The sequence below is a fragment of the Crenalkalicoccus roseus genome (assembly GCF_004761865.1).
Taxonomy (GTDB): Bacteria; Pseudomonadota; Alphaproteobacteria; order Acetobacterales; family Acetobacteraceae; genus Crenalkalicoccus; species Crenalkalicoccus roseus.
This window is the reverse complement of the sequence record NZ_SJDM01000051.1, coordinates 1-21,401: the sequence shown is the minus strand read 5'-3', so window position 1 is coordinate 21,401 and position 21,401 is coordinate 1. Positions and strand designations below refer to the sequence as shown.

Here is a 21,401-nt window from a genome sequence, read left to right as displayed (position 1 = left end):
ACGCCAGCGTTCAGGCGCTAACAGGGCCTAACCGACCTTCCGGTCCGCCACCGCCGTGGCGCCGGCCAGCCGGCCAAACACCGCCCCGTTGATGAGCCCGGAGCCGCCCGGATAGTTGAAGTAGAAGATGCCGCCGACCAGCTCCCCGCAGGCATAGAGGCCCGGGATCGGCGCCTGATCGGCATCCAGCACCCGCGCCTCGGTGTCGATGCGAAGGCCCCCGAAGGTGAAGGTGATGCCGCAGCCGACCTGATAGGCCTCGAAGGGCGGCTCCTCGATCGTATTGGCCCAGTTGGTCTTGTCCACCCCGAGCCCCTCGGTGCGGCGCCCGTCCTTGACGTTGGGGTTGAAGGGGATGTCCTGGCGCACCGCAGCGTTGTAGCGCCGGATTTCCTCAAGGAAGGCCGTGCCGTCCACCCCCTCGAGCTTGCCCGCCAGCTCCTCCAGCGTGTCGGCTCGCACCCTGGTCACTTGGCGGATGCGGTACTCGTCGCGCAGCAGGTGCAGCACCTTGCGGTCGAAGACCTGCCAGGCGAAGTTGCCGGGCTGCTCCAGCACCACGCGCCCGTACTTGGCGTAGGTGTAGTTGCGGAAATCCGCACCCTCGTCGAGGAAACGCCGGCCATTGGCATTGACCAGGACGCCCCAGGGGTAGGAATGCTTCTGGAAGGCGTCGCCCACGGCGAGGTCGCCGTATTCCGGGGCGTTGAAATCCCATTGCACGGCGTGGCAGCCCGACCAGTTGCCGAAGGGCGAGGCGCCAATCTCGAGCGCCATCTTGATGCCGTCGCCGGTGTTGAAGCGGGTGCCGCGCACCTTCGCCAGTTCCCAGCCCGGACCGAGATAGCGCGTGCGCCATTCCGCATCGCCCTGGAAGCCGCCGGCGGCAAGGATCACGGCCGGCGCCTTCAGCTCGTAGATCCGGCCGGGCGCCTTCACCCGTACGCCCTGCACCCTGAAGCCGTCGTGCAGGATTGCGATGGCGCGGCTGGCGTAGCGGATCTCGATGCCGCGCCGGCGCGCCGCCTCGGTCTCGGCCTGCACCAGGCCGGGGCCGCCGCCATAGGCCTCCACCGTCAGCCCGCCCCAGAACTTGAACTTCCCTTCCACCTTGAAGGCCTGGCGGCCCCAGATGGGCGCGAAGCGCACGCCCTTGCCGTGCAGCCACTTCATGGTCTCGAAGCTGCGTCGCACCAGGATCTCGCACAGCGCCGGGTCAGTGCGGTTCCGCGTGACGCGGAACATGTCGTCGAAGAACTGGTCCTCGGTGTAGGTGCCGAAATCGGTCTGGGCGATCTCCTGCTCCGTTAGGTCGGGCATGATCGCCTTCAGGTCCTCGACGCCGCGATAGGCGAAGCGGATGGCGCCGGCGGTGAAACGGGTGTTGCCGCCGGCCTCCTCCTCCGGGGCGCGCTCGAGCATCACCACGCGGGCGCCCTGCTCCTGCGCCGAAAGGGCGGCGCAGAAGGCGGCGTTGCCGCCCCCCACCACGATGACGTCGAAGCTGTCCTCGGCCATGGCGCCCTCCGATCCGTTCCTGTGCACTGGTGTATACACGACTGCTCGGCCTGTCCAGGCCGGGGCTCAGCCCTCCATCGCGGCGGCAAGCACCAGCCGCGCCTCATGCGCCGCGGCGATGTGGGCGCGCGCCGCCGCCTCGGCCGCCGCCCCGTCCCGCGCTGCGATGGCGGCGACGATGCGGGCGTGCTCCTCCCGCGCCGCCGCGGCGCGGCCGGGCATGTCCAGGGTGGTGGGGCCGAGCAGCAGCAGGGCGTCGGAGATGGAGGAGAGCGCCCGCAACAGGTACCGGTTGTGCGCCGCCTGGTGCAGGGCGCGGTGGAAGCGGCGGTTGTGCTCCGCCAGCGCGGCCGCCGGCAGGTTCGCCTCCTCCGCCACCAGGCGCTGCAGCAGCGCGATGTCCGGCCGCCCGGCATTCTGCGCGGCGAGGCGGGCCGCGGTGCCCTCCAGCGCCTCGCGCATGACGTAGAGCTCGTCCATCTCGGCATGGCCGTAGCGGGCGACGCAGAGGCCCCGTCCCGGAAGCTGCGCCACCAGCCCCTCCGACTGCAGGCGGCGGATCGCCTCGCGCACCGGTGTGCGGCTCATGCCGAAGCGCGCCGCGATCTCGGTTTCCAGCACCCGCTGGCCGGGGGTGAGCGCACCGCGGCGCAGCTCCTCGCGGAACCGCTCATAGGCCCGGTCGGCCAGGCTGAGACCGTCCGTCGGGGGCGCGGCCTGCGGCTTCGGCGGGTGGCGCATGGCATATGCATACATGCGTATGTAGACCCGCCGCAAGGGTTCCGCGGGATGGCGCGCAGCCGGGGTGTTTCCACCCGGCCCGGCCGCGGGGTAGCGTTCCGCAACGTCCGAGAGGAGACGCGCATGAAGGCCGCCGTGCTGCACGCCCCGAACCAGCCCATGACCATCGAGGAGGTCTCGCTCGCCAAGCCGAAGCGGAAGGAGGTGCTGGTGCGCACTGCCTTCGCCGGCCTCTGCCACAGCGACCTGCACTTCATCGAGGGGCTCTACCCGCACCCGCTGCCGGCGGTGCTCGGCCACGAATCCTCGGGCATCGTGGAAGCGGTGGGCGAAGACGTCACCTACCTCAAGCCGGGCGACCACGTGATCTCCTGCCTCTCGGTGTTCTGCGGCGCCTGTCCGCAATGCACGGCGGGGCGGACGGTGCTGTGCGAGGATACCGAGGTGAAGATGCAGCCTGGCCAGTCCCGCCGCCTCTCCTGGGAGAAGGAGGGGCAGATGCACCAGTTCCTCAACCTCTCCTCCTTCGCCGAGACCATGCTGGTGCACGAGCACGCGCTGGTGAAGATAGACCCCGAGATCCCGCTCGACCGCGCCGCGCTGGTCGGCTGCGGCGTGATGACGGGCGTGGGCGCGGTGATGAACACGGCGCGGGTGCCGGTCGGCGCCGTGGTCGCCATCATCGGCTGCGGCGGCGTCGGGCTGGCCGCGGTGAACGGCGCGGCGCTCGCCGGCGCCTCGCGCATCATCGCCCTCGACCGGCTGCCGGAGAAGCTTGAGCTGGCAAGGCAACTTGGCGCCACCGACACGATCCTTGTCGGCAACGAGGATCCGGTGCAGCAGATCCGCGACATGACCGGCGGCGGCGTCGAGTACAGCTTCGAGTGCCTCGGCCTGAAGGCGACCGCGGAGCAGGCCTTCGCCATGCTGCGGCCCGGCGGTACCGCCACCATCGTCGGCATGGTGCCCTTCGGCGTAAAGATCGAGCTGCACGGCTTCGACTTCCTGCGCGAGCGGAAGATCCAGGGCAGCTCCATGGGCTCCAACCACTTCCGCACCGACATGCCGCGGCTGCTCGCGCTGTGGCGGCAGGGGCGGCTGAAGCTCGACCACCTGATCTCCCGCAGGATCCGCCTCGACGAGATCAACGAGGGCTTCGAGCGGCTGAAGGGCGGGCAGGTGGTGCGCCAGCTCATCGATTTCGGCATCGCCTGATGCGGCCGGACCTGCCCGCCTGGCGCTCGCTGCTCTACGTTCCGGTCACCGAGCGCCGCTTCGTCGAGAAGGCGCACACCCGCGGCGCGGACGCGATCATCCTCGATCTCGAGGACGCGGTCGCGCCCTCCGCGAAAGCCGTCGCCCGCGCCGCGCTTGCCGAGGCGGTACCGATGGCGCGCAGGGGTGGCGCCGATGTCTGCGTACGCGTCAACCGGCCCCTCCGCCTCGCCGTCCCGGACATCGAGGCGGCGGTCGCCGCCGGCGCCGACGCGCTGGTACTGACGAAGCTGCTTGGTCCGGACCATGTGCGGCTGCTCGCCGAGCATGTGGCGGAGGCGGAGGAAGCGGCCGGCGCGCCGCAGGGCCGCACCCGCCTGATCGGCCTGGTGGAGACGGCAGACTCCATCCCGCGGATGGAGGCGATCGCCCGCGCCTCGTCCCGTCTCGTGGCGCTCGGCGTGGGTGGGGAGGATCTGGCGACCGATCTTGGCGCCGAGGCGGGGCCGGACGCGCTGGACCTGCCCAAGCGCCTCGGCCTGATCGCCGCGCGCGCCGCCGGCATCCTGCCGCTCGGCTTCATCGGGACGGTAGCAGGGCTGTCAGACCTCGATGGCTACCGCGCCATGCTGCGCCGCTCGCGCGCGCTCGGCTTCGCCTGCGCAAGCTGCGTGCATCCCTCCCAGGTGCCGATCATCAACGAGGAATACGGCGCGCGGCCGGAGGAGATCGAGCGCGCACGCCGCATGGTCGCGGCCTTCGAGGAGGCGCTGGCGCGCGGCGTCGGCGCCATCGCCTTCGAGGGGCAGATGCTGGACGAGCCGGTGGTGGCGCGGGCGCGCCGGCTGCTCGCCCGCGCCCGCTGAGGCCGGCGCCTCGCGCCTCAAATGCGCGGCGGATGGTCCGGCTGCGCGTCGGGGCGGTCGGACAGGCCGGGCGGCGCCAGATCATCGGCGCGGTCACGCCCGATGCCCGTGCCGTGAGGCAGGCCGGCGACGTCGGTCGCGTCCTCCGCGGGGCGCGACGGCCTGGCGTCGGCGGGCCCCTCCACGCCCGGCACGGGCGCCGCGGCCTCATCGTAGCGGGTCCAGCCGCCGGCGCGGTACTCGCTGCCGCGCGCCTCGATGTCCACCGGATTGTGGCGGTCGAGGATGCGTTCGGCCTCCGCCATGCGGACATGATCGGTGCGGACCGTCACCAGGTTGCCGCCGCGGCGCAGCCCCTCGGCATAGACATGGGCGTGCTCCTCGCCGATGCCGGCCTGCACCAGCGCGCCGATCACGCCGCCCGTGGCGGCGCCGATGCCGGCGCCGGTGATGGCCGCCACCAGCCAGCCCGCCGCCACCACCGGACCGAGGCCAGGGATGGCGAGCGCCCCGATGCCGGCCAGAAGCCCGGCACCACCGCCCACCAGGGTGCCGATGGCGGCGCCGGTGCCCGCGCCCTCGGCCGCGCCGGCCTGGCTGCCGTCACGCTCCGGCGCGACCTCGGCCGGGCGGTCCTGCCCGCTGCCCCTGGCGATCAGGCTGATGTCGGCGTGGGGGAAGCCTGCCTCCTGCAGGTCGCGCACGGCGGCGGAAGCGTCGGCGTAGCTGTCGTACAGGCGGGCGATGGTACGGGTGGCCATGTCGGGTTTTCCGTGTGTCCGTTCCGGGAGCAGAGGCGTTACTGCAGCGCCGCGACATTGCCGCGGAAGTCGAGGCCGACCGTCACCTGCTGGCCGTCGCGCATCGCCGGGCCGCGCCAGATGCCCTGCCCGTCCAGGGTCAGCGGGCCGACATTGGTGAAGCCCGCCGATTCGATGCGGCTGCGCGCCTGCTGCTCGGTGAAGCTGTTGGCGCCGGTTTCCAGCGGCCCGCGCTGCACGCCCTCATCCATCTGCGCCGCGGTGCGGCCGCCTTCCGCCTCGCGCAGCGGCGTGGTGGCGCCGCCGAGCACATGGCCGTCCTGCGGCCGACCCTCGGGTGGCTGCGGCAGCGGCCCGGCCGCCGTGCGGTCGGGATGGGTGTGGGGAATGTTGGCGCCGCTGGTGACGGCGGGCGCCGGCGGGGGCAGTTCCGGCCGCGTGCTCTCCGTGGCGGCCGCGGCCGGGGGGCGGGCGTCCGGCGTGGCAGGCGAGATCTGCGCGGCGGCGGGCATGGCGAGGGCGGTGCCGAGCAGCGTGAGGCGAAGGATGGTCGAACGCATCGTTCCGTTCCCGTCTGTCACGGCGTCCGCTGCGCGGAAGCGCCGTCGCGCCCCTAACGGGAAGCCGCGCACGGCGTTCCGTCAGCCGCGCACCACCCCCGCCGCGCGCAGCCGGGCGAGCTCCGCCTCACCAAGCGCCGGGCCGAGCACGGCGTCGTTGTGCTCGCCGAGCGCCGGCGCCGGCCGCGCCAGGACGCCGGGCGTGGCGGAGAGGCGCGGCACCAAGCCGTGCATCGGCAGCCAGCCCTCCGGCATCTCCTCGTCCGGCACCTCGATCACCGCCTCGCGCTCGGCGACGTAGCGGTCCCGGTCGAGCATGGCGGCGTCCATGATCGGCCCGATGGTGACGCCGGCGCGGTCGAAATGCGCCAGCGTCTCCTCCAGCGTCATCGCCGCGATGAAGCCGGCGATGATGCGGTCGAGCTCGACGCCGTTGCGCACGCGGTCGGCATTGGTGGCGAAGCGCGGATCGGCGATCAGCTCCTCCCGCCCGATGCTGCGGAACAGCTTCTCCGTCATGCCCTGGGTGGAGGCGGAGAGGCAGACCCAGGCGCCATCCTTCGTGCGGTAGGCGTTGCGCGGCGCGGCGTTGGTGCTGCGGCTGCCGGTGCGCGGCTTCAGCCGCCGGGTCAGGCGCCAATTGGCGAGCTGCGGCTCCATCATGGTGAAGATCGGCTCGAACAGCGACAGGTCCACCACCTGCCCCTCGCCGCCGGCCTCGGCGTGGCGCAGCGCGATCAGCGCGGCGGCGGCGCCGTAAAGGCCGGCATAGCCGTCGGCCATGTACATGGGCGGCAGCACCGGCTCGCGGTCGGCGAAGCCGTTCACCGCGGCGAAGCCGGAATAGCCCTCCACCAGCGTGCCGAAGCCGGGCTTGTGCCGGTACGGCCCCGTCTGCCCCCAGCCGCTGATGCGGACGACGACGAGGCACGGATTGTCGGCGAGCAGGCCGGCGGGGTCGAGGCCCATCGCCTCCAGAACGCCGGGGCGGAAGCTCTCCACCAGCATCGCGGCATCGCGCGCGAGCCGCCGCACCACCGCCACGCCCTCGGGACGCTTCAGGTCGAGGCAGACGGAGAGCTTGTTGCGCGACAGCGCCTTCCAGCTCGTCGAGACCCCCTCGGTGCGCCAGGCGCGCAGCGTGTCGCCCTCCGGCGGCTCGATCTTGATCACCTCGGCGCCGTGGTCGGCCAGCACCTTGGTCAGCATGTTGCCGGCGACCAGGCGCGAGAGGTCCACCACCCGCACGCCCCGCAGCGGGCCGGTGGCGTCGGGGTCGAAGCGCAGGCGGCGCGGGCGCGGCGGTTCCGTCACGCCACCTCCTCCTCGGCCGCCACGGGGTTGCGCAGCACGCCGATGCCGGAGATCTCCACCTCCACCACGTCGCCCGGCCGCATCCAGGTGGGCGGCCTGCGCGCGCTGGCGACGCCCTCCGGCGTGCCGGTGGCGATGACGTCGCCGGGCGCGAGCGGGGTGAAGGCGGAGACGTAGCTGATCAGGTCCTCGACCGAAAGGATCATGTCCCCGGTCGAGGCGCGCTGCATCTCGTGCCCGTTCAGCCGCGTCACCAGGGTCAGCGCCGCCGGATCCGGGACTTCCTCCGCCGTCACCAGCCACGGGCCGAGCGGCCCGGTGCAGGGGAAGTTCTTGCCCGCGGTGACGGAATGCTTCTGGAAGTCGCGCACGCTGCCGTCGTTGAAGCAGGTGTAGCCCGCGACATGCTCGAGCGCCCGCTCCACCAGGATGTGCCGCCCCGGCCTGCCGATGACGACGGCAAGCTCCCCCTCGTAGTCGAACTGGATCGAATTGCGCGGCCGCCACATCGGCGCGCCATGGCCGATGACGGTATCGGGCAGGCGGGCGAAGACGCGCGGATTCGCCGGCACCTCCCGGCCCGCGGCTTCCGCGACATGGGCGCGGTAGTTCAGCCCGACGCAGATCACCTTGCGCTCCTGCGGCACGGCGGGAAGGAAGGTGACGTCGGAGAGCGCGAGGTCCGGCGCCTCCCTCTCGTGGCGCGCCAGCTCCTCCAGCGCCCCGGCCTCCAGCGCTGCCTTCACGCCCGGGTAGGGCACCCGGCGGCCGAGATCCACGATCCCCCCTCCCAAGACGAGGCCGAAGGACGGCCCCGCATCGGTGGCGAAGCTGACGATGCGCATCGCCTCAGGCCGCCAGGTGCCACTGGCGCCGGAAGGCGGGATCGAAGATGGTCTCCGCCATCACCTGGCAGCGCAGCATCAGCCGCGGCTCGTCCGGGCGGTAGTCGGGAATGGCGTTGTGCAGCGTGCCGATGTGGTCCCAGACCAGCACGTCGCCGACCGTCCAGCGGTGCGTCCACTGATACTTCGGCTGGAGCTGGTGGGCGAACAGGTATTCCAGCATCCGCGCGCTCTCGGCCTCGTCCAGCTCGTTGATGCGTTCCGCGTAGCCCGGATTGCAGTAGAGCACGGGGCGGCCGGTGATGGGATGGGTCAGGAAGATCGGGTGCACCGCGGGCGGGCGCTTGGCGCGCTGCTCGGGCGTGAGGGGAGCGCGGGGGCTGCCGGGGCGGCGGCGCATCTTTTCCCAGAATTTGTTGAAGTCGTGCGTCGCGGTCATGCCTGCGAGGCGCGTCTTCACCTCCGCCGGCAGGTCCTCGTAGGCCGCGTGCATATTGGCGAAGACAGTGTCGCCGAGCGGCCTGCCGTCGCGCACCGGCACCTTCACGGCGTAGAGCACGTTCAGGAAGCCCTTGGTCGCGGTGTAGGACATGTCCGTGTGCCAGTCCTGCCCGGCATCGGCGATGCCGATCGGCTCGCCGTTCTCCACGATGTTGGAGAGGATGCCGACCTCGGGCGCCTCCCTGTGGTGGAACCTGCCGGTGACCGAGCCCTGGATGTGGCCGAAGCGCCGCGAGAAGTCGCGGAGCTGCGGCGCGGTCAGCGTCTGTCCGGGAAAGCGCAGCACGCCGTGCTCGCCGAGCGCGCGCAGGATGGCGGCGAAATCGGCGTCCGACAGGGGCTGCGACAGATCCGCGCCGCGCACGGTCGCGCCCAGGATCCCTCCGGTGGGCTCGATGGTGAGCATGTTCGTTCCTCCCGCGTCTCTGCGCGCCGATCCTAGCAGCTTCGCCGCCGCTGGCCACCGGGCGCCTCGGCTTGCCGCCCGAGAGGGGAAGGTTCTAGCCTCGTCACCGGGCAGGCCGGGAGGCGCGCATGGCGGAGGAGGAGGAGGGCTTCGACCCGATCACGCTGGAGATCCTGTGGAGCCGCCTGATCTCGATCGCCGACGAGGCGGCGGCGGCGCTGCTGCGCACCGCCTTCTCCACGATCGTGCGGGAATCCAACGACTTCGCCACCGTGCTGATGGACGCGAATGGCGACAGCATCTCGGAGAACACGGGCGGCATCGCCAGCTTCTCCTGCATCCTGCCACGCACGACCAAGCACTTCCTGGCGAAGTTCCCGCGCGAGGCGTGGCGGCCGGGCGACTGCGTCATCACCAACGATCCTTGGCTCGCCACCGGACACCTGCCGGACATCACCACCGTCTCGCCGATCTTCCACCGCGGGCGGCTGGTGGGCTTCGCCGGCTCCATCGCCCATTCGCCCGATGTCGGCGGCGCCCTCTGGTCCGCCGACTGCCGCGAGGTGTTCGAGGAGGGCATCCGCATCCCGCCCGTGCGGCTGCTGCGCGAAGGGAGGCGACAGGAGGCGGTGGTGGAGATGTTCCTCGCCAACACCCGCGTTCCTGGGCAGGTGCTGGGCGATCTGGAGGCGCAGGTCACCGCCAACGAGGTCTGCGCCGCCCGCGTCGCCGAATTCCTGGAGGACGCCGGGCTCGACGACCTGCAGGCGCTCGGCCGCGCCCTGCACGCCCGCGCCGACCGCGCCATGCGCCAGGCCATCGCCGCCCTGCCCGACGGCACCTGGACGGCGCGCATCGAGGCCGACGGCTTCGACGAGCAGGTGACGCGCATCGCCTGCGCCGTCACCGTGCGGGGGGAGCGCATGGTGATCGACTACGCCGGCACCTCGCCACAGATCGACCGCGGCATCAACTGCGTGATGAACTACACCCACGCCTACTCGGTCTATCCCGTGAAATGCGCGCTCGACCCCTTCACGCCGCGCAACGAGGGCAGCTACCGCGCCATCGAGGTGCGGGCCGAGGAGGGCAGCATCCTCAACCCGCGCTTCCCCGCCCCCTGCTCGGCACGCCAGCTCACCGGCCACCTGCTGGCGGGCGCCATCTACAAGGCGCTGGCGCCGGTGATCCCGGAGCGGATCATCGCCGAATGCGGCGGCGCGCCGACCATGCGCTGCCTGTTCTCCGGCCTCGACCGGCACGGCGACCGGTTCAGCCAGATCCTGTTCGCCTCGGGCGGCATGGGCGCAGCGCCGCACCGCGACGGGCTGCCGACCACCGCCTTCCCCACCAATGCCGGCGCCGGCTCGATCGAGGCCTTCGAGAGCGTCGCGCCGCTGGTGGTGTGGCGCAAGCAGCTCCGCCCCGACAGTGGCGGCCCCGGCAGGTATCGCGGGGGTCTCGGGCAGGAGGCGGAGATCGAGGTGCGCGCGCCGGGGCCGCTGCGCCTGTCGCTGCTCTCCGACCGGCGCGACCACCCGGCCGGGGGCGTGCTCGGCGGCCTGTCCGGCGCGCCGGCGGAGATCGCGATGAGCGACGGCACGCGCCCGCACCCGAAATCCCGCACCACGATCGGGCCGGGCATGCGTCTCGTCATGCGCTATCCCGGCGGCGGCGGCTACGGACCGCCGGAGGAGCGCGACCCGGCCGCGCTCGCCGCCGACCTGCGCGACGGCTACGTCACCGACCCCACCCCCTACGGGAGGCGCTGAGACATGGCGCGGACAGCGCGGGTCGGGGTGGATGTCGGCGGCACCTTCACCGACCTGGTGCTGCACGACCCGGCGCGGAACCTGGTGCGCACCGGCAAGCTGCTGACCACGCCCGACGATCCTTCCCGGGCGATCATCGAGGGCACGCTGCGGGTGTTGCGCGAGGCGGGCCTCTCCCCCTCCGACCTGCACAGCATGGTGCACGGTACGACGCTCGTCACCAACACCATCATCGAGCGCACCGGGGCGAAGGTCGGGCTGCTGACCACGGCGGGCTTCCGCGATTCGATCGAGATCGGGCGGGAGATCCGCTATGACCTCTACGACCTGTTCCTGGAGGCACCGCCCAGCCTGGTGCCGCGCCACCTCCGCCGCGAGATCCCGGAGCGCATGGACGCGGAGGGGAACGAGCTGCTGCCGCTCGACGAGGAGGCGGTGCGGCGCGAGGCGCGCGACCTGGTCGAGCGCGAGGGGGTGGAGGCGCTCGCCATCGCCTTCCTGCACAGCTACCGCGACCCGCGTCACGAGCGGCGCGCGGGCGAGGTGGTGCGCGCGCTCTACCCCGATCTCGCGCTCACCCTCTCCGCCGAGGTGGCGCCGGAGATCCGCGAATACGAGCGCAGCGCCACCGCCTGCGCCAACGCCTATGTGCAGCCGCGCATGCGCCGCTACCTCGACCGGCTGGAGGCGGAGCTCGCGCGCATCGGCTTCGGCGGCAGGCTCTACGTCATGCTCTCGGGCGGGGGCATCGCCGCGGTGCGCGAGGCGAAGCTGTTCCCGATCCGCCTGATCGAATCCGGCCCCGCCGCCGGCGCCATGGCGGCGGCCTTCCTGGCGAGGCTCGCGGGCCTCGACCGCGTCGTCTCCTACGACATGGGCGGCACCACGGCGAAGATGTGCCTGGTCGAGAACGGCGCGCCCGACCACAAATTCGAGTTCGAGGCCGGGCGGGTGCGCCGCTTCGTCAAGGGCAGCGGCCTGCCGCTGAAGGTCTCGGTGGTGGACATGATCGAGATCGGCGCCGGCGGCGGCTCCATCGCCCGCGTCGAGGGGGGCTCGGGGCTGATGAAGGTCGGCCCGCGCAGCGCCGGCGCCAGCCCCGGCCCGGTCTGCTACGGGCTCGGCGGCGCCGAGCCGACGGTGACGGATGCCGACCTGCTGCTCGGCCGCCTCGACCCCGCCTGGTTCCTCGGCGGCGAGATGGCGCTGGACACGGAACGCGTGCGGCGCGCCTTCGCGGACGGCGTGGCGGCGCGGCTCGGCCTGCCGGTGGTGGACACCGCGCTCGGCGTGCAGCGCATCGTGGACGAGACCATGGCGGCGGCGACGCGCATGCACCTCGCCGAGAAGGGGCGCGACCCGCGGCGCTACACCCTCGTCGCCTTCGGCGGCGCGGGGCCGGTGCATGCCTGGAACCTGGCGCGGCTGCTGAAGATCCGCTGTGTGGTGGTGCCGCTCGGCGCCGGCGTCGCCTCCGCCCTCGGCTTCCTGGTGGCGCCGCCGGCGACCGACCTGGTGCGCAGCCTGGTCGGGCGGCTGGAGCGGCTGGACTGGGGCCGCGTCGGCGCCCTGTTCGCGGAGATGGCGGCGGAGGGGCGCGCCCTGCTGGAGGAGGCCGGGGCCGACCCCGCCGCCATCACGCTCCGCCCCTCCGCCGAGATGCGCCATGTCGGGCAGGGCTTCGAGATCCCGGTGCCGCTGCCCTCCCTCGCCCCTTCCGGGGCCGACCTGCCGGCGATCCGCGAGTCCTTCTTCGCCAGCTATCGCGCCCGCTTCGGCCGCACGGTGGAGGAGGTGCCGATCGAGGCGCTGACCTGGCGCCTCGCCTGCGCCGCCCCGGGGCGCGACATCCGCCTCGGCGCGGCCGGCGCGACGGGGCCGGGCAGCCTCGCGCCCCGCGGCCATCGCCCCGTCACCTTCGAGGGGCACGGCGCGCTGACATGCCCGGTGCTCGACCGCTATGCGCTGCGCCCCGGCATGGAGTTCCGCGGCCCGGCGCTGGTGGAGGAGCGGGAGTCCACCTGCGTCGTCGGCCCGGACACGCGCGTCGTAGTGGACGCGCACCTCAACCTGGTGCTGGAGTTGCCCTGACCCGCCGTGGCCGGCCTGCAAAGCTGGAGAGAGGCGAGATGACGATGCCCCGTGCCACCCGCCGCCTCCTGATCGGGGCCGCCGCCCTGGCGGCGCTGCCCGCGCCGCTTGCGGCGCAGGAGGCCGCCGACTACCCGAGCCGCCCGGTGACGGTGATCAACCCCTGGGCCCCCGGCGGCTCCTCGGACACCATCGCGCGCATCCTGATGCAGCGCATTGGCGCCGATCTCGGCCAGCCCTTCGTGGTGGAGAACCGCCCTGGCGCCACCGGCACGCTCGGCCACGCCGCGGTCGCGCGGGCGCGGCCGGACGGCTACACGCTGCTGTTCGGCACCAACTCCACCTACGCCATCGCGCCCTACCTGCAGCCCTCCCTGCCCTACGACAATGAGCGCGCCTTCGCCGGCATCAGCCTGGTGGCGCGCAGCCCGCAGATCCTCTGCGTGCACCCCTCCGTGCCGGCCCGCGACCTCAATGAGCTGCTGGCGCTGGCGCGGGCGCAACCCGGCGGGCTGAACTTCAGCTCCGCCGGCATCGGCGGCACCAGCCACCTGGCGCTGGAGATGCTGATGTCCATGGCCGGCATCCACATGGTGCACGTGCCCTATCGCGGCGGCGGCCCCTCGGCGCAGGCGGTGCTGGCGGGCGAGGTGCAGCTCACCTTCATTGACGTCATCACCGCGCTGCCCCTGATCCAGGAGGGCAGGGTGCGCCCGCTCGGCGTCTCCACCCGCGAGCGCGCGCCGCTCGCCCCCGAGGTGCCGACGATCGAGGAGGCCGGGCTGGCCGGCTTCGAATCCGCGACCGACTTCGCTTTCCTAGCCCCCGCCGGCACCCCGCAGCCGGTCATCCGCCGCCTGCATGCGGCAACTGTCGCGGCGTTGCGCGCGCCGGAGGTGCGGGAGCGCCTGGATGCCGCCGGCATCACCGTCATCGGCGGCGGCCCGGAGGAATGGCCCGCCTATTTCGCGGCGGAGAACGCGAAGTGGAGCCGCATCATCCGCGAGCGCGGCATCCGGCCGCAGTGAGGGACTGGGCCGGGCGCCTGCTCGGCGGGGTGGTGGCTCGTCCATGGCAGTGAGGGGAGAATGCCATGGACGGAGCCGGGCATCGGCTCAGTCGTCGCGGTGTACCCGCTCCATGCGCTCGTGGCGCTCCTGTGCCTCGATCGAGAGCGTGGCGATCGGCCTTGCCTCCAGCCGCTTCAGGCCGATCGGCTCGCCGGTCTCCTCGCAGTAGCCGTAGGTGCCGTTCTCGATCCGCTCCAGCGCCTGGTCGATCTTGGCGATCAGCTTGCGGGCGCGGTCTCGGGTGCGCAGCTCCAGCGCCCGATCGGTCTCGACGCTGGCGCGGTCGGTCAGGTCGGCCTCGGCGATCCCGCCGGCGGAGAGGCTGGCCAGGGTGTCGCCCGCCTCGCGCAGCAGCTCCTGTCGCCAGCGCAGCAGCTTCTGGCGGAAATACTCGAGCTGCCGCGGATTCATGAACTCTTCGTCTTCCGAGGGGCGATAGTCGGGGGGCAAAGTGATGAGCATGTCTGGACGGTCCCGTGCCCTCGGTGGTCCCGGGCCCGTCGCCCCGGCCCCGAGCGCGGGCGGACCATACAGGCGGGCGCGCCCGACCGCCAAGGGGTTGCGGACCTGCAATCGCCGATTACCGCAGCGGTTTCACCGTTCCGTCGCAGGGGAATCGAAGCCGCGCCGTGCCAGCTCGACCGCGGCGCGCAGCGCGATGCCCTGCACAACCTCCCGTAGCGCGGGATCGGCGCCATCCTCGCCGACGCGCAGCGCGGCGAGGCGGCGCAGCCGGCCCATTTCCGCCGCTCCGTCCAGCAGTCCGAGCTGCAGGTCCCGCAGCTCGTCCAGCATGGCCTCGGCGCGGCGGCGCGCCGCAGCGTCGCGTGCCGCCGGATCCTCCATCGCCTGCAGCGCCAGCAGGCCGGCGCCGCTAAGCGCCGCCACGCCCGTGGCGCCGTAGGCGGCCTGCGCCGCGGGCGCGCCTTCCGCCGCCACCCCGAAGCCGCGCGCCCCGAGCCGCCCGCCGCGCCGTGCCGCCGGGCCCGTGGGCGCGCCGACCGAACCGATTCCCCGCATGCCACGCACTCCTTCCTGGGGTGGTTCCTGCCCGCCGCCGGCAAGCCGCGCCGCCCAGGGCGGCAGGAACTGCCGCCCCTCGGCGGGGGAAGGCTGGCACGGGCCTTGCTGCCTCTTCCCCGCCAGTGGCGACGGAGGGCAGCGTGACCGCAATTGCTTTCGCAAGAACGAAGATCGGCGCCGCCGCCCTGCTGTTCCTCGCCCTTCTCCACGCCTTGTCGCCCGCCGCGGCGCAGTCCGTTCGCATCAAGGACATCGCCGACATCGAGGGGGTGCGGGACAACCAGCTCGTCGGCTACGGGCTGGTGGTGGGCCTGCCCGGCACCGGCGACCGCCTGCGCACCGCCGTCTTCACCCGCCAGACTCTGATCGGCATGCTGGAGCGCCTCGGCGTCAACACGCGCGACAACGAGGCGCGGCTGGAGACGCGGAACGTGGCCGCGGTGATGGTCACCGCCAACCTGCCCGCCTTCGCCCGCCAGGGCAGCCGCATCGACGTCTCCGTCTCGGCGCTGGGCGACGCCACCAACCTGATGGGCGGCACGCTGCTGGTCACGCCGCTGCTCGGCGCGGATGGCGAGGTCTACGCGGTGGCGCAGGGCGCCGTCTCCACCGGCGCCGTCGCCGCCCGCGGCGCGGCGGCGAGCGTGCAGCGCGGCGTGCCGACGGCGGCGCGCATCGCCAACGGCGCGATCGTGGAGCGCGAGATCCCCTATGCGATGGCGGGGCGGCCGACGATCCGCCTCGCCCTGCGCAATCCGGACTTCACGACGGCGCGGCGCATCGCCGCGGCGATCAACGGCGCCGCGGGCGCGCCCGTCGCCACGGCCACCGATCCGCGCACCGTCTCCCTCGCCCTCGGGGGGCGCGACCCGGTCGCCTTCCTCACCGATGTCGAGCAGCTCCGCATCGAGCCCGACCAGGTGGCGCGCGTGGTGATCGAGGAGGCGTCGGGCACCATCGTGATGGGCGCCAATGTGCGCGTCTCCACCGTCGCCGTGGCGCAGGGCAACCTGACCATCCGCATCACCGAGATGCCGCAGGTCGCCCAGCCCAACCCCCTGGCCCGCGGCGAGACGGTGGTGGTGCCGCGCACCGAGATCGAGGTGGACGACCAGGCGGGGCGGCGCGTCGGCGTGCTGCAGGGCGGGGTGACGCTGCAGGAGCTGGTGCGCGGCCTGAACGCTCTCGGCGTCGGCCCGCGCGACCTGATCCCGATCCTGCAATCGATCAAGGCCGCGGGCGCCCTGCAGGCCGAGCTGGAGCTGCGCTGATGCAGGCCCTGGCCCCCCTCCCGCCCGCCGTTCCGGCCGCGGCCGCGCCCCCTGCGATGCGCCGCGCCGCGCAGGAGTTCGAGGCGCAGGTGCTGGCCCAGCTCCTGCAGCCGGCCTTCGCCGCCGCCGACATCAGCCGCACCGCCTTCGGCGGCGGCGCGGCGGAGGCGCAATGGCGGCCGATGCTGGTCGAGGCGATGGCCGGCGCCGCGGCGCGCGCCGGGAAGGGGATCGGCATCGCCGAGGCGGTGCTGCGCGAGATGCTGCGCCGGCAGGCCGCCGGCGCCGAAGGGGAGAACGGACGATGACGATGATGCTGGAGGCGGTGCTCGCCGCCGGGCAGCGCCTGGCCGAGGCGCTGCGGGCGGAGAACGAGGCGCTGGCGGCGCTCGACATGCCGCGCGCGGCGGGCCTCGCCGACACCAAGATCAAGGCCACCGACGCCTTCGCCGCCGCCCATGCCGCGGCGGCGCGCACCGGCGCGCGGGCCGAGGGGCCGACGCGCCAAGCGGTGGCGGAGCTGGCCGAGCGCCTGCAGGCGCTCGGCGCGGAGAACCGGCGCCTGCTGGAACGCGCCATCGCGGTGCAGTCGCGGGTGATCGAGACCATCGCCGGGGCGGCGATGCCCCGTCCCGGCGGCGCGGGCTACGGCGCCTCCGGCCGCCGCCCCGCGCCGCGCCAGGCGCAGGCCATGGCTCTCACCACCAGGGCCTGAGGGCCGGCGCGGCCCTGGCAGGAAGGGGCCGCCCGGCCTCAGCCGGATTTCTGCGCCAGCGCCCGGATCTCGTCCATCGCCTCGGCGAAGCGCTTGTTCAGCACCGCCAGGGCCTCGTTGTTGGACTTCTGGATCATGTCGGCCAGTTCCTTGATGTTGTTGACGGCCTTCTCATAGGCCGCCTTCAGCATCTCGGCCTGGCGCGCCGCGCGGTCCTGCGGCGAGTCCTGGGTGCCGAGGGCGCGCATCGCCTCGGTCATCTCGGTCATGGACTGCTGCAGGATCTCCATGTGCCGCCGCGCCACCGCCTGCGCCCCCTCGAGAGCCACCCGGTTGGCGGCGGAGAGCGCCTCCAGGTTGCGCCGCTGCGCCGCCGCCAGCGCATCCATGTCCGGCATGCCGGGGATGCGGAACTCCGTCAGCATCCGCATCATGTCCATGTCGGGCCTGTTCGAGGACTGATCCGCCATTGCACCCTCCTGGCAGAGGCCGTGTGCCTCCCGTCGGGTTTAACGGCCGACACGACCAATGGTCAAAGAACTCTGTTGCGATGCAACAAAACGCCTCCGGTTCAGTCCGCCGCCGGAAGCCGCAGGCTGCGGGCCACCTGCTCCGCCCGGTCGAGCGCCCGGTCGAGCGCGGCCATGGTCGCGCCGAGATCGGCGCTGTCGTCGCGCGACCAGGTGCGCAGGGTGGCGAGCCACACCGCGCCGAGCCCCTTGGCGCGCAGCAGCCCGGCCGGGCCGCCGGTCTCCACCTCGGCCGCCTCCAGGGTCCAGGCCATGGAGCGGGGCAGCTCGGCCAGCAGCATCAGGGCCAGCAGCGGGTCCCGCCGCAGATCCTCGAACAGGCGCAGGATCCCCGCGCGGTGCGGCTGCATGGCGTCGATCCGCCGCATCACGGCATCGAAGATCCGGTCGCGGGCGCTGCCGCCCTGGTCCGGCACCGTGCCGGCGAGCACCGCGCGGTCCATCACCATCCCGTGCAGGCGCAGCAGGTCGAGCCGCCCCGGGCAGCGCTGGCGCAGCTCCTCGAGCGGCATGGCGGCGGCGGCGGCGACGCGGCGCATGGTCAGCCCCTCCCAGCCATGCGCCGCCACCACCTGCCACAGCGCGGCGACCAGCCGGGTCTCGGGATCGGTTGGGGTCTCGTCCATGGCCTCGGTTCCGGATTGGGGTTGGCCGGCCCGCGCGCCGCGCCGGTGCCGTTCTGCGGAAGGTCCCGCCCCGGCCCCGGGGCGGCCAGCAGAGTGTGGCGCCGGATGGCGCCGAGGAAAGGGGGGCGGGTGGGGTTCTCCCGCGGGCCGGGCTTTGCCACCGTATCCCATCCCCGGCTTCCCAGGAGGGTCCCGATGACCGCCGCCGATGCCCGCCCGATCGAGATCGGCCTGCTGCTCTTCCCGCGTCTGACGCAGCTCGACCTGACCGGCCCCTTCGAGGTGCTGGCGCGGCTGCCCGGGGCGCGGGTGCGGCTGCTCTGGAAGACGCTCGAGCCGGTGCGCAGCGACACCGGCCTGGCCATCCTGCCGGACACGGCGCTGCCGGACTGCCCCCAGCTCGACCTGCTCTGCGTCCCCGGCGGCCCCGGCGTCGCCGCGATGATGGAGGACGAGGCGGTGCTGGCGTTCCTCCGCCGCCAGGCGGCCGGGGCGCGCTATCTCGCCTCGGTCTGCACCGGGGCGCTGGTGCTGGGCGCGGCCGGGCTGCTGCGCGGCAGGCGGGCCACCACGCATTGGGCGAGCCACGACTTCCTCCCCGCCCTCGGCGCCACGCCGGTGCGGGCGCGGGTGGTGCGCGATGGGCGGCTGTTCACCGGCGGCGGCGTCACCGCCGGCATCGACTTCGCGCTCGCCATCGCGGCCGAGATCGCCGGGGAGGAGGCGGCGCAGGCGATCCAGCTTCAGATCGAATACGCGCCGGACCCGCCCTTCGCCGCCGGTAGTCCGGAGGGCGCGCCCGCCGCGGTGCTGGAGCGGGCGCGGCGCCGGGGCGCCGCCATGCGGGAGGAGCGCGAGGCGCTGGTGGCACGGGTGGCGGCACGCCTCGCCGCGGCGTGATTCCGCGGCCGATGCCGCATGCTGCCCGGCGCATCCGGGCAGCGGGGGCGTCGGCAAACCTCGTCTCCCATTGCTTGCGGCGAGACGAACCGGGCTGGTTCGCTGGGGGTCGTGGCGGGTGGCGTGCCGTCCCCTGGGCGCGGTGCCGGTGTAGCGGAGGGTGCCCTGCATGATCAGGCCGCGGGCGGCGCCCGGCAGGGTGACGGTACCGGAGACGTTCCAGGTGCCGGGCGGGATGATGCAGAACTTCGCGTCCGCCGCGGCGCGGCCTAAGTGGCGGCGGTGTCGTTGGCGACGCCGTCGCCCAAGCCCCCGGAATCGGAGGGCGACACGGCCTTGCGGTCGCGCAGATAATTGGCGAGGCCGGTGCGGGTCCAGGGCAGCGCGGTGGGTTCGGCGGGGAGCTTGGTGGCGGCGGCGAGGTCGCTGCTGGCCGCCTCGAACACCTGGAGGTGGGCCACGCCGCCCGGCAGGCTGCCCGAGACCTGGATCCCGCCGGCGGCGGTCAGGCCGGTGGGTGGTGGCGGCACCAGCGCCTCGCGCCGACCGCGCCCACCCCGCCCGCGAAGCCCTGCCAGAGGGCGACGGAGAGCGGCCGGAACTCCACCTTGTAGTCGGCGAGGCAGGCGGAGCCCACGGGGAAAAGGCGACGGAGAGCGCGGCGAACGAGATCGTCTGCAGCGTCTCCGCCGCGATCGTCGCCGGCGCGGCGATGATGCCGGGGTTCGGCAGCACGACCGAGGGGCTGTCTCCGGTGGCGCGCTCGTCGGTAGCGGGGGGCCAGTCCCACACCGCCGGGTCCTCCTCGGCGAGGGTGAGATCCACGCCGCCATCCGGCGAAAGCCGCCAGCCCGTCACCCGCGCCGGGAAGGGCCTGACCCGGTCGAGGGCGATGGTCACCCCGTCCCAGGGCCGCAGCCGCAGCGCCGAGAGGTTGGCCGGGAAGGCCACCTCGCGCTGGCGGCGGTTGCGCTGGAGTTCGACCTTCATCAGCCGCTGGACGGTGGAGGGCGAGGTGGTGAGCGGAAAGTCGAGGTCGCGGTAGATCTGCTCGCCGCCGTCCTCGGCAACGTAGTTGCTGGCCAGCAGCGGCGGGGGGTCAGTCGGCTGCCAGTTCTTCGCGGGATCGACGTAGACCGCGCGCACGCCGTTGAAGAGATTGCGCCGCATCCGTGTAGCGGCGCACCTCGGCGCGCTCGGGGTCGACCAGTAGGCTCTCGCGGATGAGCGAGACCCGCGACTCCGCCCCGTCCACCACCTCCTGCGGCACCGGAGAGAGCACCAGGGTGAGGCGCACGGCACGGAGCTCGACCGTCTCCTCCACCTCGCCCATGGTGCTGATCGAGCCCACCCCTTTCAAAAACCATGCCGGCTCAGTGCAGCGGGCCGAGCCCAGTCCAGACGCGGAAGGGGCTGGAGGCGAAGCCGAGTTCGACCAGCACGACCGGCGCGGTGGCCGCGGCGGCGGCGTGGAGGCGCGGCGTGGCGGTGATGTCGTCCATCACAGGACTTCCTCCAGGCGGATCGTGATCGCGGTGAAGCGGTCTGGCCAAGTCGGGCTGGCGGCCTCGTCGTCCGAGACTAGACGCATAGCGACGGTGGGCCGGGTGAGCACCAGCGGCTTGCCCCGGCGCCGCGGCGCGCAGCCGCGGCGCGAGCGGGGTGGTGGCGGTGCCGATGCCGAACGCCACGACGCGCTCCGTCGCCATGTAGAGCCACCCGGCGATGCCGATGTGGTTGCCCGCGCCCACCGCGACCGCGTTCGGGTACCAGCCCCTGGGCGGCGATGGAGAGCGCGATGCCCCAGCGGCTAGGGGTGGGTTCCCAGAGCCCACCACCATCCTCGCCCCGTCGGTGAAGATCGTCGCGTCGTCGAAAGGGAAGGGGTCCGAGGGCACGTCGCCCTGGCTGCGCGGATCGCCGGTGCGGAACTCGCGCCGGAAGTCGCGCAGGCGGAGTGTTGACCGAACCGGCGAGCGCCGCGAGCAGGCCTTCCAGCACGCCGGCGAGGCGGGCGTTCAGCGGGTCGAAGGTGAGCTCGGCCACCCAGCGCGCCCCCTCGCGCCGCAACACCTGCGCCTGCCGGGTGATCGGCGAGACGAAGCGCAGCGTGTTGGGCTGCAGCTCGGCCGGCCAAGCGTATTCCGTCATGCGCGCCCCTCCTCCCTACCCTCTGACCGTGTCGTAGGCCGCGCCGCCGCGGCGTATGGCCTCCAGCGTCATCATCGAGGCCTGGCGGGCTATCTGCCCGGCGAGCAGCCGCAGCCGAGTCTCGACACCGGAATCCGCGCCGCGCGCGTCGATTGCGATGGAGGTGTTGATGGTGGTGCCGCCCGGCGTGGTGCCGTTCGGCAATACCGTCCCGGACTGGCGCGGCACGAACCACTCGGTCCCGCGTTCGCCGGCGATGTAGGGCTGGCCGGCCGCGACCGGCCCGCCCTCCGCCCGGAACAGCCCGCCGAGCCACGAGCCGATGCCGTCGAACAGGCTGCCGTAGGAAAAGCTCGACAGCGCCGAGGAGACGGCATTGCCCAGCGGCTCGGTGATGGTGCGCCGGGCGATGATGCGCGCGATGTCCTGGCCGATGCCCTGCAGCACCTCGGAGAAGCGCTTGCCACGAACGCGCTTATTGCTTTCAGTCACCGTAGGCGACCTTGGCAACATTCGGAAGTGGCC

At 73.2% G+C, this 21,401-nt stretch carries 24 protein-coding genes and 2 pseudogenes; 9 read left to right on the top strand and 17 right to left on the bottom strand.

What is annotated here, in order from left to right:
• Positions 1 to 27: 27 nt before the first annotated feature.
• Both tcuA and ET526_RS18815 read right to left on the bottom strand, forming a co-directional pair.
• A complete protein-coding gene (gene tcuA, locus ET526_RS18820) occupies positions 28 to 1,518 on the bottom strand; it encodes an FAD-dependent tricarballylate dehydrogenase TcuA (protein ID WP_135470148.1) in 1,491 nt (496 codons plus the stop codon).
• 66 nt (positions 1,519 to 1,584) lie between these two features.
• Positions 1,585 to 2,259 carry a GntR family transcriptional regulator gene (locus tag ET526_RS18815; protein ID WP_135470146.1) on the bottom strand — a complete coding sequence of 225 codons (675 nt, stop codon included), beginning with the start codon at positions 2,257 to 2,259 and terminating at the stop codon, positions 1,585 to 1,587.
• Between the two features lie 123 nt (positions 2,260 to 2,382).
• On the opposite strand from ET526_RS18815, the gene ET526_RS18810 reads away from it, so the two are divergent.
• Both ET526_RS18810 and ET526_RS18805 read left to right on the top strand, forming a co-directional pair.
• Positions 2,383 to 3,474, top strand: a complete 1,092-nt coding sequence (locus tag ET526_RS18810) for a Zn-dependent alcohol dehydrogenase (RefSeq protein ID WP_135470144.1) — start codon at positions 2,383 to 2,385, stop codon at positions 3,472 to 3,474.
• Entirely contained in the window at positions 3,474 to 4,340 is an 867-nt protein-coding gene (locus ET526_RS18805) for an HpcH/HpaI aldolase/citrate lyase family protein (RefSeq protein WP_135470142.1), read from the top strand. The genes ET526_RS18810 and ET526_RS18805 overlap by 1 nt, the downstream gene beginning before the upstream one ends.
• 17 nt (positions 4,341 to 4,357) lie before the next feature.
• On the opposite strand, the gene ET526_RS18800 is transcribed toward ET526_RS18805, so the two are convergent.
• The 5 genes from ET526_RS18800 to ET526_RS18780 all read right to left on the bottom strand — a co-directional run bounded on the left by ET526_RS18800 (position 4,358) and on the right by ET526_RS18780 (position 8,727).
• The gene (locus ET526_RS18800) at positions 4,358 to 5,101 is read right to left on the bottom strand and encodes a hypothetical protein (RefSeq protein WP_204623713.1); all 744 of its coding nucleotides are present in this window, start codon (positions 5,099 to 5,101) and stop codon (positions 4,358 to 4,360) included.
• A 38-nt stretch (positions 5,102 to 5,139) separates the two neighbouring features.
• Positions 5,140 to 5,661 carry a hypothetical protein gene (locus ET526_RS18795; RefSeq protein WP_135470140.1) on the bottom strand — a complete coding sequence of 174 codons (522 nt, stop codon included), beginning with the start codon at positions 5,659 to 5,661 and terminating at the stop codon, positions 5,140 to 5,142.
• A gap of 81 nt (positions 5,662 to 5,742) precedes the next feature.
• Positions 5,743 to 6,975: a CaiB/BaiF CoA transferase family protein gene (locus ET526_RS18790; RefSeq protein WP_135470138.1), complete on the bottom strand. Its 1,233-nt coding sequence runs from the start codon at positions 6,973 to 6,975 to the stop codon at positions 5,743 to 5,745.
• Positions 6,972 to 7,820: a fumarylacetoacetate hydrolase family protein gene (locus ET526_RS18785; protein WP_135470136.1), complete on the bottom strand. Its 849-nt coding sequence runs from the start codon at positions 7,818 to 7,820 to the stop codon at positions 6,972 to 6,974. The genes ET526_RS18790 and ET526_RS18785 overlap by 4 nt, the downstream gene beginning before the upstream one ends.
• A gap of 4 nt (positions 7,821 to 7,824) precedes the next feature.
• On the bottom strand, positions 7,825 to 8,727 hold the full coding sequence (locus ET526_RS18780; RefSeq protein ID WP_135470134.1) for a TauD/TfdA dioxygenase family protein: 903 nt from the start codon (positions 8,725 to 8,727) through the stop codon (positions 7,825 to 7,827).
• Between the two features lie 128 nt (positions 8,728 to 8,855).
• Between ET526_RS18780 and ET526_RS18775 the strand changes: the two genes are divergently transcribed.
• Genes ET526_RS18775 through ET526_RS18765 form a run of 3 tightly spaced genes read left to right on the top strand, consistent with a single transcriptional unit; the run spans position 8,856 to position 13,618 of the window.
• A complete protein-coding gene (locus ET526_RS18775) occupies positions 8,856 to 10,499 on the top strand; it encodes a hydantoinase B/oxoprolinase family protein (RefSeq protein WP_135470132.1) in 1,644 nt (547 codons plus the stop codon).
• A 3-nt stretch (positions 10,500 to 10,502) separates the two neighbouring features.
• Positions 10,503 to 12,590, top strand: coding sequence for a hydantoinase/oxoprolinase family protein (locus ET526_RS18770; RefSeq protein ID WP_135470129.1), 2,088 nt, complete (start codon positions 10,503 to 10,505; stop codon positions 12,588 to 12,590).
• 38 nt (positions 12,591 to 12,628) lie between these two features.
• Positions 12,629 to 13,618 (top strand): Bug family tripartite tricarboxylate transporter substrate binding protein, encoded by a 990-nt coding sequence (locus tag ET526_RS18765; RefSeq protein WP_135470127.1) that lies wholly within the window; start codon positions 12,629 to 12,631, stop codon positions 13,616 to 13,618.
• A gap of 87 nt (positions 13,619 to 13,705) precedes the next feature.
• Here the strand turns inward: ET526_RS18765 and dksA are convergent, their stop codons facing one another.
• The gene (gene dksA / locus ET526_RS18760) at positions 13,706 to 14,122 is read right to left on the bottom strand and encodes an RNA polymerase-binding protein DksA (protein WP_135470124.1); all 417 of its coding nucleotides are present in this window, start codon (positions 14,120 to 14,122) and stop codon (positions 13,706 to 13,708) included.
• Between the two features lie 132 nt (positions 14,123 to 14,254).
• Positions 14,255 to 14,680: a flagellar assembly protein FliX gene (locus ET526_RS18755; protein WP_135470122.1), complete on the bottom strand. Its 426-nt coding sequence runs from the start codon at positions 14,678 to 14,680 to the stop codon at positions 14,255 to 14,257.
• 143 nt (positions 14,681 to 14,823) lie between these two features.
• On the opposite strand from ET526_RS18755, the gene ET526_RS18750 reads away from it, so the two are divergent.
• Genes ET526_RS18750 through ET526_RS18740 form a run of 3 tightly spaced genes read left to right on the top strand, consistent with a single transcriptional unit; the run spans position 14,824 to position 16,669 of the window.
• A complete protein-coding gene (locus tag ET526_RS18750; RefSeq protein ID WP_135470120.1) occupies positions 14,824 to 15,954 on the top strand; it encodes a flagellar basal body P-ring protein FlgI in 1,131 nt (376 codons plus the stop codon).
• Entirely contained in the window at positions 15,954 to 16,262 is a 309-nt protein-coding gene (locus ET526_RS18745; protein WP_135470117.1) for a rod-binding protein, read from the top strand. Before ET526_RS18750 ends, ET526_RS18745 begins: the two co-directional genes overlap by 1 nt.
• Entirely contained in the window at positions 16,259 to 16,669 is a 411-nt protein-coding gene (locus ET526_RS18740; RefSeq protein ID WP_135470115.1) for a hypothetical protein, read from the top strand. Before ET526_RS18745 ends, ET526_RS18740 begins: the two co-directional genes overlap by 4 nt.
• 38 nt (positions 16,670 to 16,707) lie before the next feature.
• Here ET526_RS18740 and ET526_RS18735 read toward each other — a convergent pair whose 3' ends face one another.
• Positions 16,708 to 17,139, bottom strand: coding sequence for a phasin family protein (locus ET526_RS18735; RefSeq protein ID WP_240048476.1), 432 nt, complete (start codon positions 17,137 to 17,139; stop codon positions 16,708 to 16,710).
• Between the two features lie 101 nt (positions 17,140 to 17,240).
• Entirely contained in the window at positions 17,241 to 17,825 is a 585-nt protein-coding gene (locus ET526_RS18730) for a TetR family transcriptional regulator (RefSeq protein ID WP_135470113.1), read from the bottom strand.
• A gap of 195 nt (positions 17,826 to 18,020) precedes the next feature.
• On the opposite strand from ET526_RS18730, the gene ET526_RS18725 reads away from it, so the two are divergent.
• Positions 18,021 to 18,725 (top strand): DJ-1/PfpI family protein, encoded by a 705-nt coding sequence (locus tag ET526_RS18725; RefSeq protein WP_135470110.1) that lies wholly within the window; start codon positions 18,021 to 18,023, stop codon positions 18,723 to 18,725.
• 269 nt (positions 18,726 to 18,994) lie between these two features.
• On the opposite strand, the gene ET526_RS22180 is transcribed toward ET526_RS18725, so the two are convergent.
• From ET526_RS22180 to ET526_RS18705, 6 genes and pseudogenes are all read right to left on the bottom strand, one after another.
• A complete protein-coding gene (locus ET526_RS22180; RefSeq protein ID WP_240048475.1) occupies positions 18,995 to 19,255 on the bottom strand; it encodes a hypothetical protein in 261 nt (86 codons plus the stop codon).
• Positions 19,231 to 19,362, bottom strand: coding sequence for a hypothetical protein (locus tag ET526_RS22455; RefSeq protein ID WP_275668654.1), 132 nt, complete (start codon positions 19,360 to 19,362; stop codon positions 19,231 to 19,233). Before ET526_RS22455 ends, ET526_RS22180 begins: the two co-directional genes overlap by 25 nt.
• 275 nt (positions 19,363 to 19,637) lie before the next feature.
• Positions 19,638 to 19,895, bottom strand: a pseudogene (locus ET526_RS22175) (phage tail protein); the annotation flags it as partial.
• Positions 19,825 to 20,058 carry a hypothetical protein gene (locus tag ET526_RS22170; RefSeq protein WP_240048474.1) on the bottom strand — a complete coding sequence of 78 codons (234 nt, stop codon included), beginning with the start codon at positions 20,056 to 20,058 and terminating at the stop codon, positions 19,825 to 19,827. The gene ET526_RS22170 and the pseudogene ET526_RS22175, both read right to left, overlap by 71 nt.
• Positions 20,059 to 20,098: 40 nt before the next feature.
• Positions 20,099 to 20,227: a hypothetical protein gene (locus tag ET526_RS22450; RefSeq protein WP_275668653.1), complete on the bottom strand. Its 129-nt coding sequence runs from the start codon at positions 20,225 to 20,227 to the stop codon at positions 20,099 to 20,101.
• 664 nt (positions 20,228 to 20,891) lie between these two features.
• A pseudogene (locus ET526_RS18705) lies at positions 20,892 to 21,401 on the bottom strand (hypothetical protein); the annotation flags it as partial.

Bases quoted from the DNA above. Each gene is read 5' to 3' on its own strand.
- ET526_RS22450 (WP_275668653.1), bottom strand. From the start codon at position 20,227: ATGGACGACATCACCGCCACGCCGCGCCTCCACGCCGCCGCCGCGGCC.
- ET526_RS18810 (WP_135470144.1), top strand. From the start codon at position 2,383: ATGAAGGCCGCCGTGCTGCACGCCCCGAACCAGCCCATGACCATCGAG.
- ET526_RS18805 (WP_135470142.1), top strand. From the start codon at position 3,474: ATGCGGCCGGACCTGCCCGCCTGGCGCTCGCTGCTCTACGTTCCGGTC.
- ET526_RS18785 (WP_135470136.1), bottom strand. From the start codon at position 7,820: ATGCGCATCGTCAGCTTCGCCACCGATGCGGGGCCGTCCTTCGGCCTC.
- ET526_RS18765 (WP_135470127.1), top strand. From the start codon at position 12,629: ATGACGATGCCCCGTGCCACCCGCCGCCTCCTGATCGGGGCCGCCGCC.
- ET526_RS18725 (WP_135470110.1), top strand. From the start codon at position 18,021: ATGACCGCCGCCGATGCCCGCCCGATCGAGATCGGCCTGCTGCTCTTC.
- ET526_RS18775 (WP_135470132.1), top strand. From the start codon at position 8,856: ATGGCGGAGGAGGAGGAGGGCTTCGACCCGATCACGCTGGAGATCCTG.
- ET526_RS18770 (WP_135470129.1), top strand. From the start codon at position 10,503: ATGGCGCGGACAGCGCGGGTCGGGGTGGATGTCGGCGGCACCTTCACC.
- ET526_RS18755 (WP_135470122.1), bottom strand. From the start codon at position 14,680: ATGCGGGGAATCGGTTCGGTCGGCGCGCCCACGGGCCCGGCGGCACGG.
- ET526_RS22170 (WP_240048474.1), bottom strand. From the start codon at position 20,058: ATGGGCGAGGTGGAGGAGACGGTCGAGCTCCGTGCCGTGCGCCTCACC.
- ET526_RS18735 (WP_240048476.1), bottom strand. From the start codon at position 17,139: ATGGCGGATCAGTCCTCGAACAGGCCCGACATGGACATGATGCGGATG.
- ET526_RS18730 (WP_135470113.1), bottom strand. From the start codon at position 17,825: ATGGACGAGACCCCAACCGATCCCGAGACCCGGCTGGTCGCCGCGCTG.
- ET526_RS18815 (WP_135470146.1), bottom strand. From the start codon at position 2,259: ATGCGCCACCCGCCGAAGCCGCAGGCCGCGCCCCCGACGGACGGTCTC.
- ET526_RS18800 (WP_204623713.1), bottom strand. From the start codon at position 5,101: ATGGCCACCCGTACCATCGCCCGCCTGTACGACAGCTACGCCGACGCT.
- ET526_RS18780 (WP_135470134.1), bottom strand. From the start codon at position 8,727: ATGCTCACCATCGAGCCCACCGGAGGGATCCTGGGCGCGACCGTGCGC.
- tcuA (WP_135470148.1), bottom strand. From the start codon at position 1,518: ATGGCCGAGGACAGCTTCGACGTCATCGTGGTGGGGGGCGGCAACGCC.
- dksA (WP_135470124.1), bottom strand. From the start codon at position 14,122: ATGCTCATCACTTTGCCCCCCGACTATCGCCCCTCGGAAGACGAAGAG.
- ET526_RS18745 (WP_135470117.1), top strand. From the start codon at position 15,954: ATGCAGGCCCTGGCCCCCCTCCCGCCCGCCGTTCCGGCCGCGGCCGCG.
- ET526_RS18795 (WP_135470140.1), bottom strand. From the start codon at position 5,661: ATGCGTTCGACCATCCTTCGCCTCACGCTGCTCGGCACCGCCCTCGCC.
- ET526_RS18740 (WP_135470115.1), top strand. From the start codon at position 16,259: ATGACGATGATGCTGGAGGCGGTGCTCGCCGCCGGGCAGCGCCTGGCC.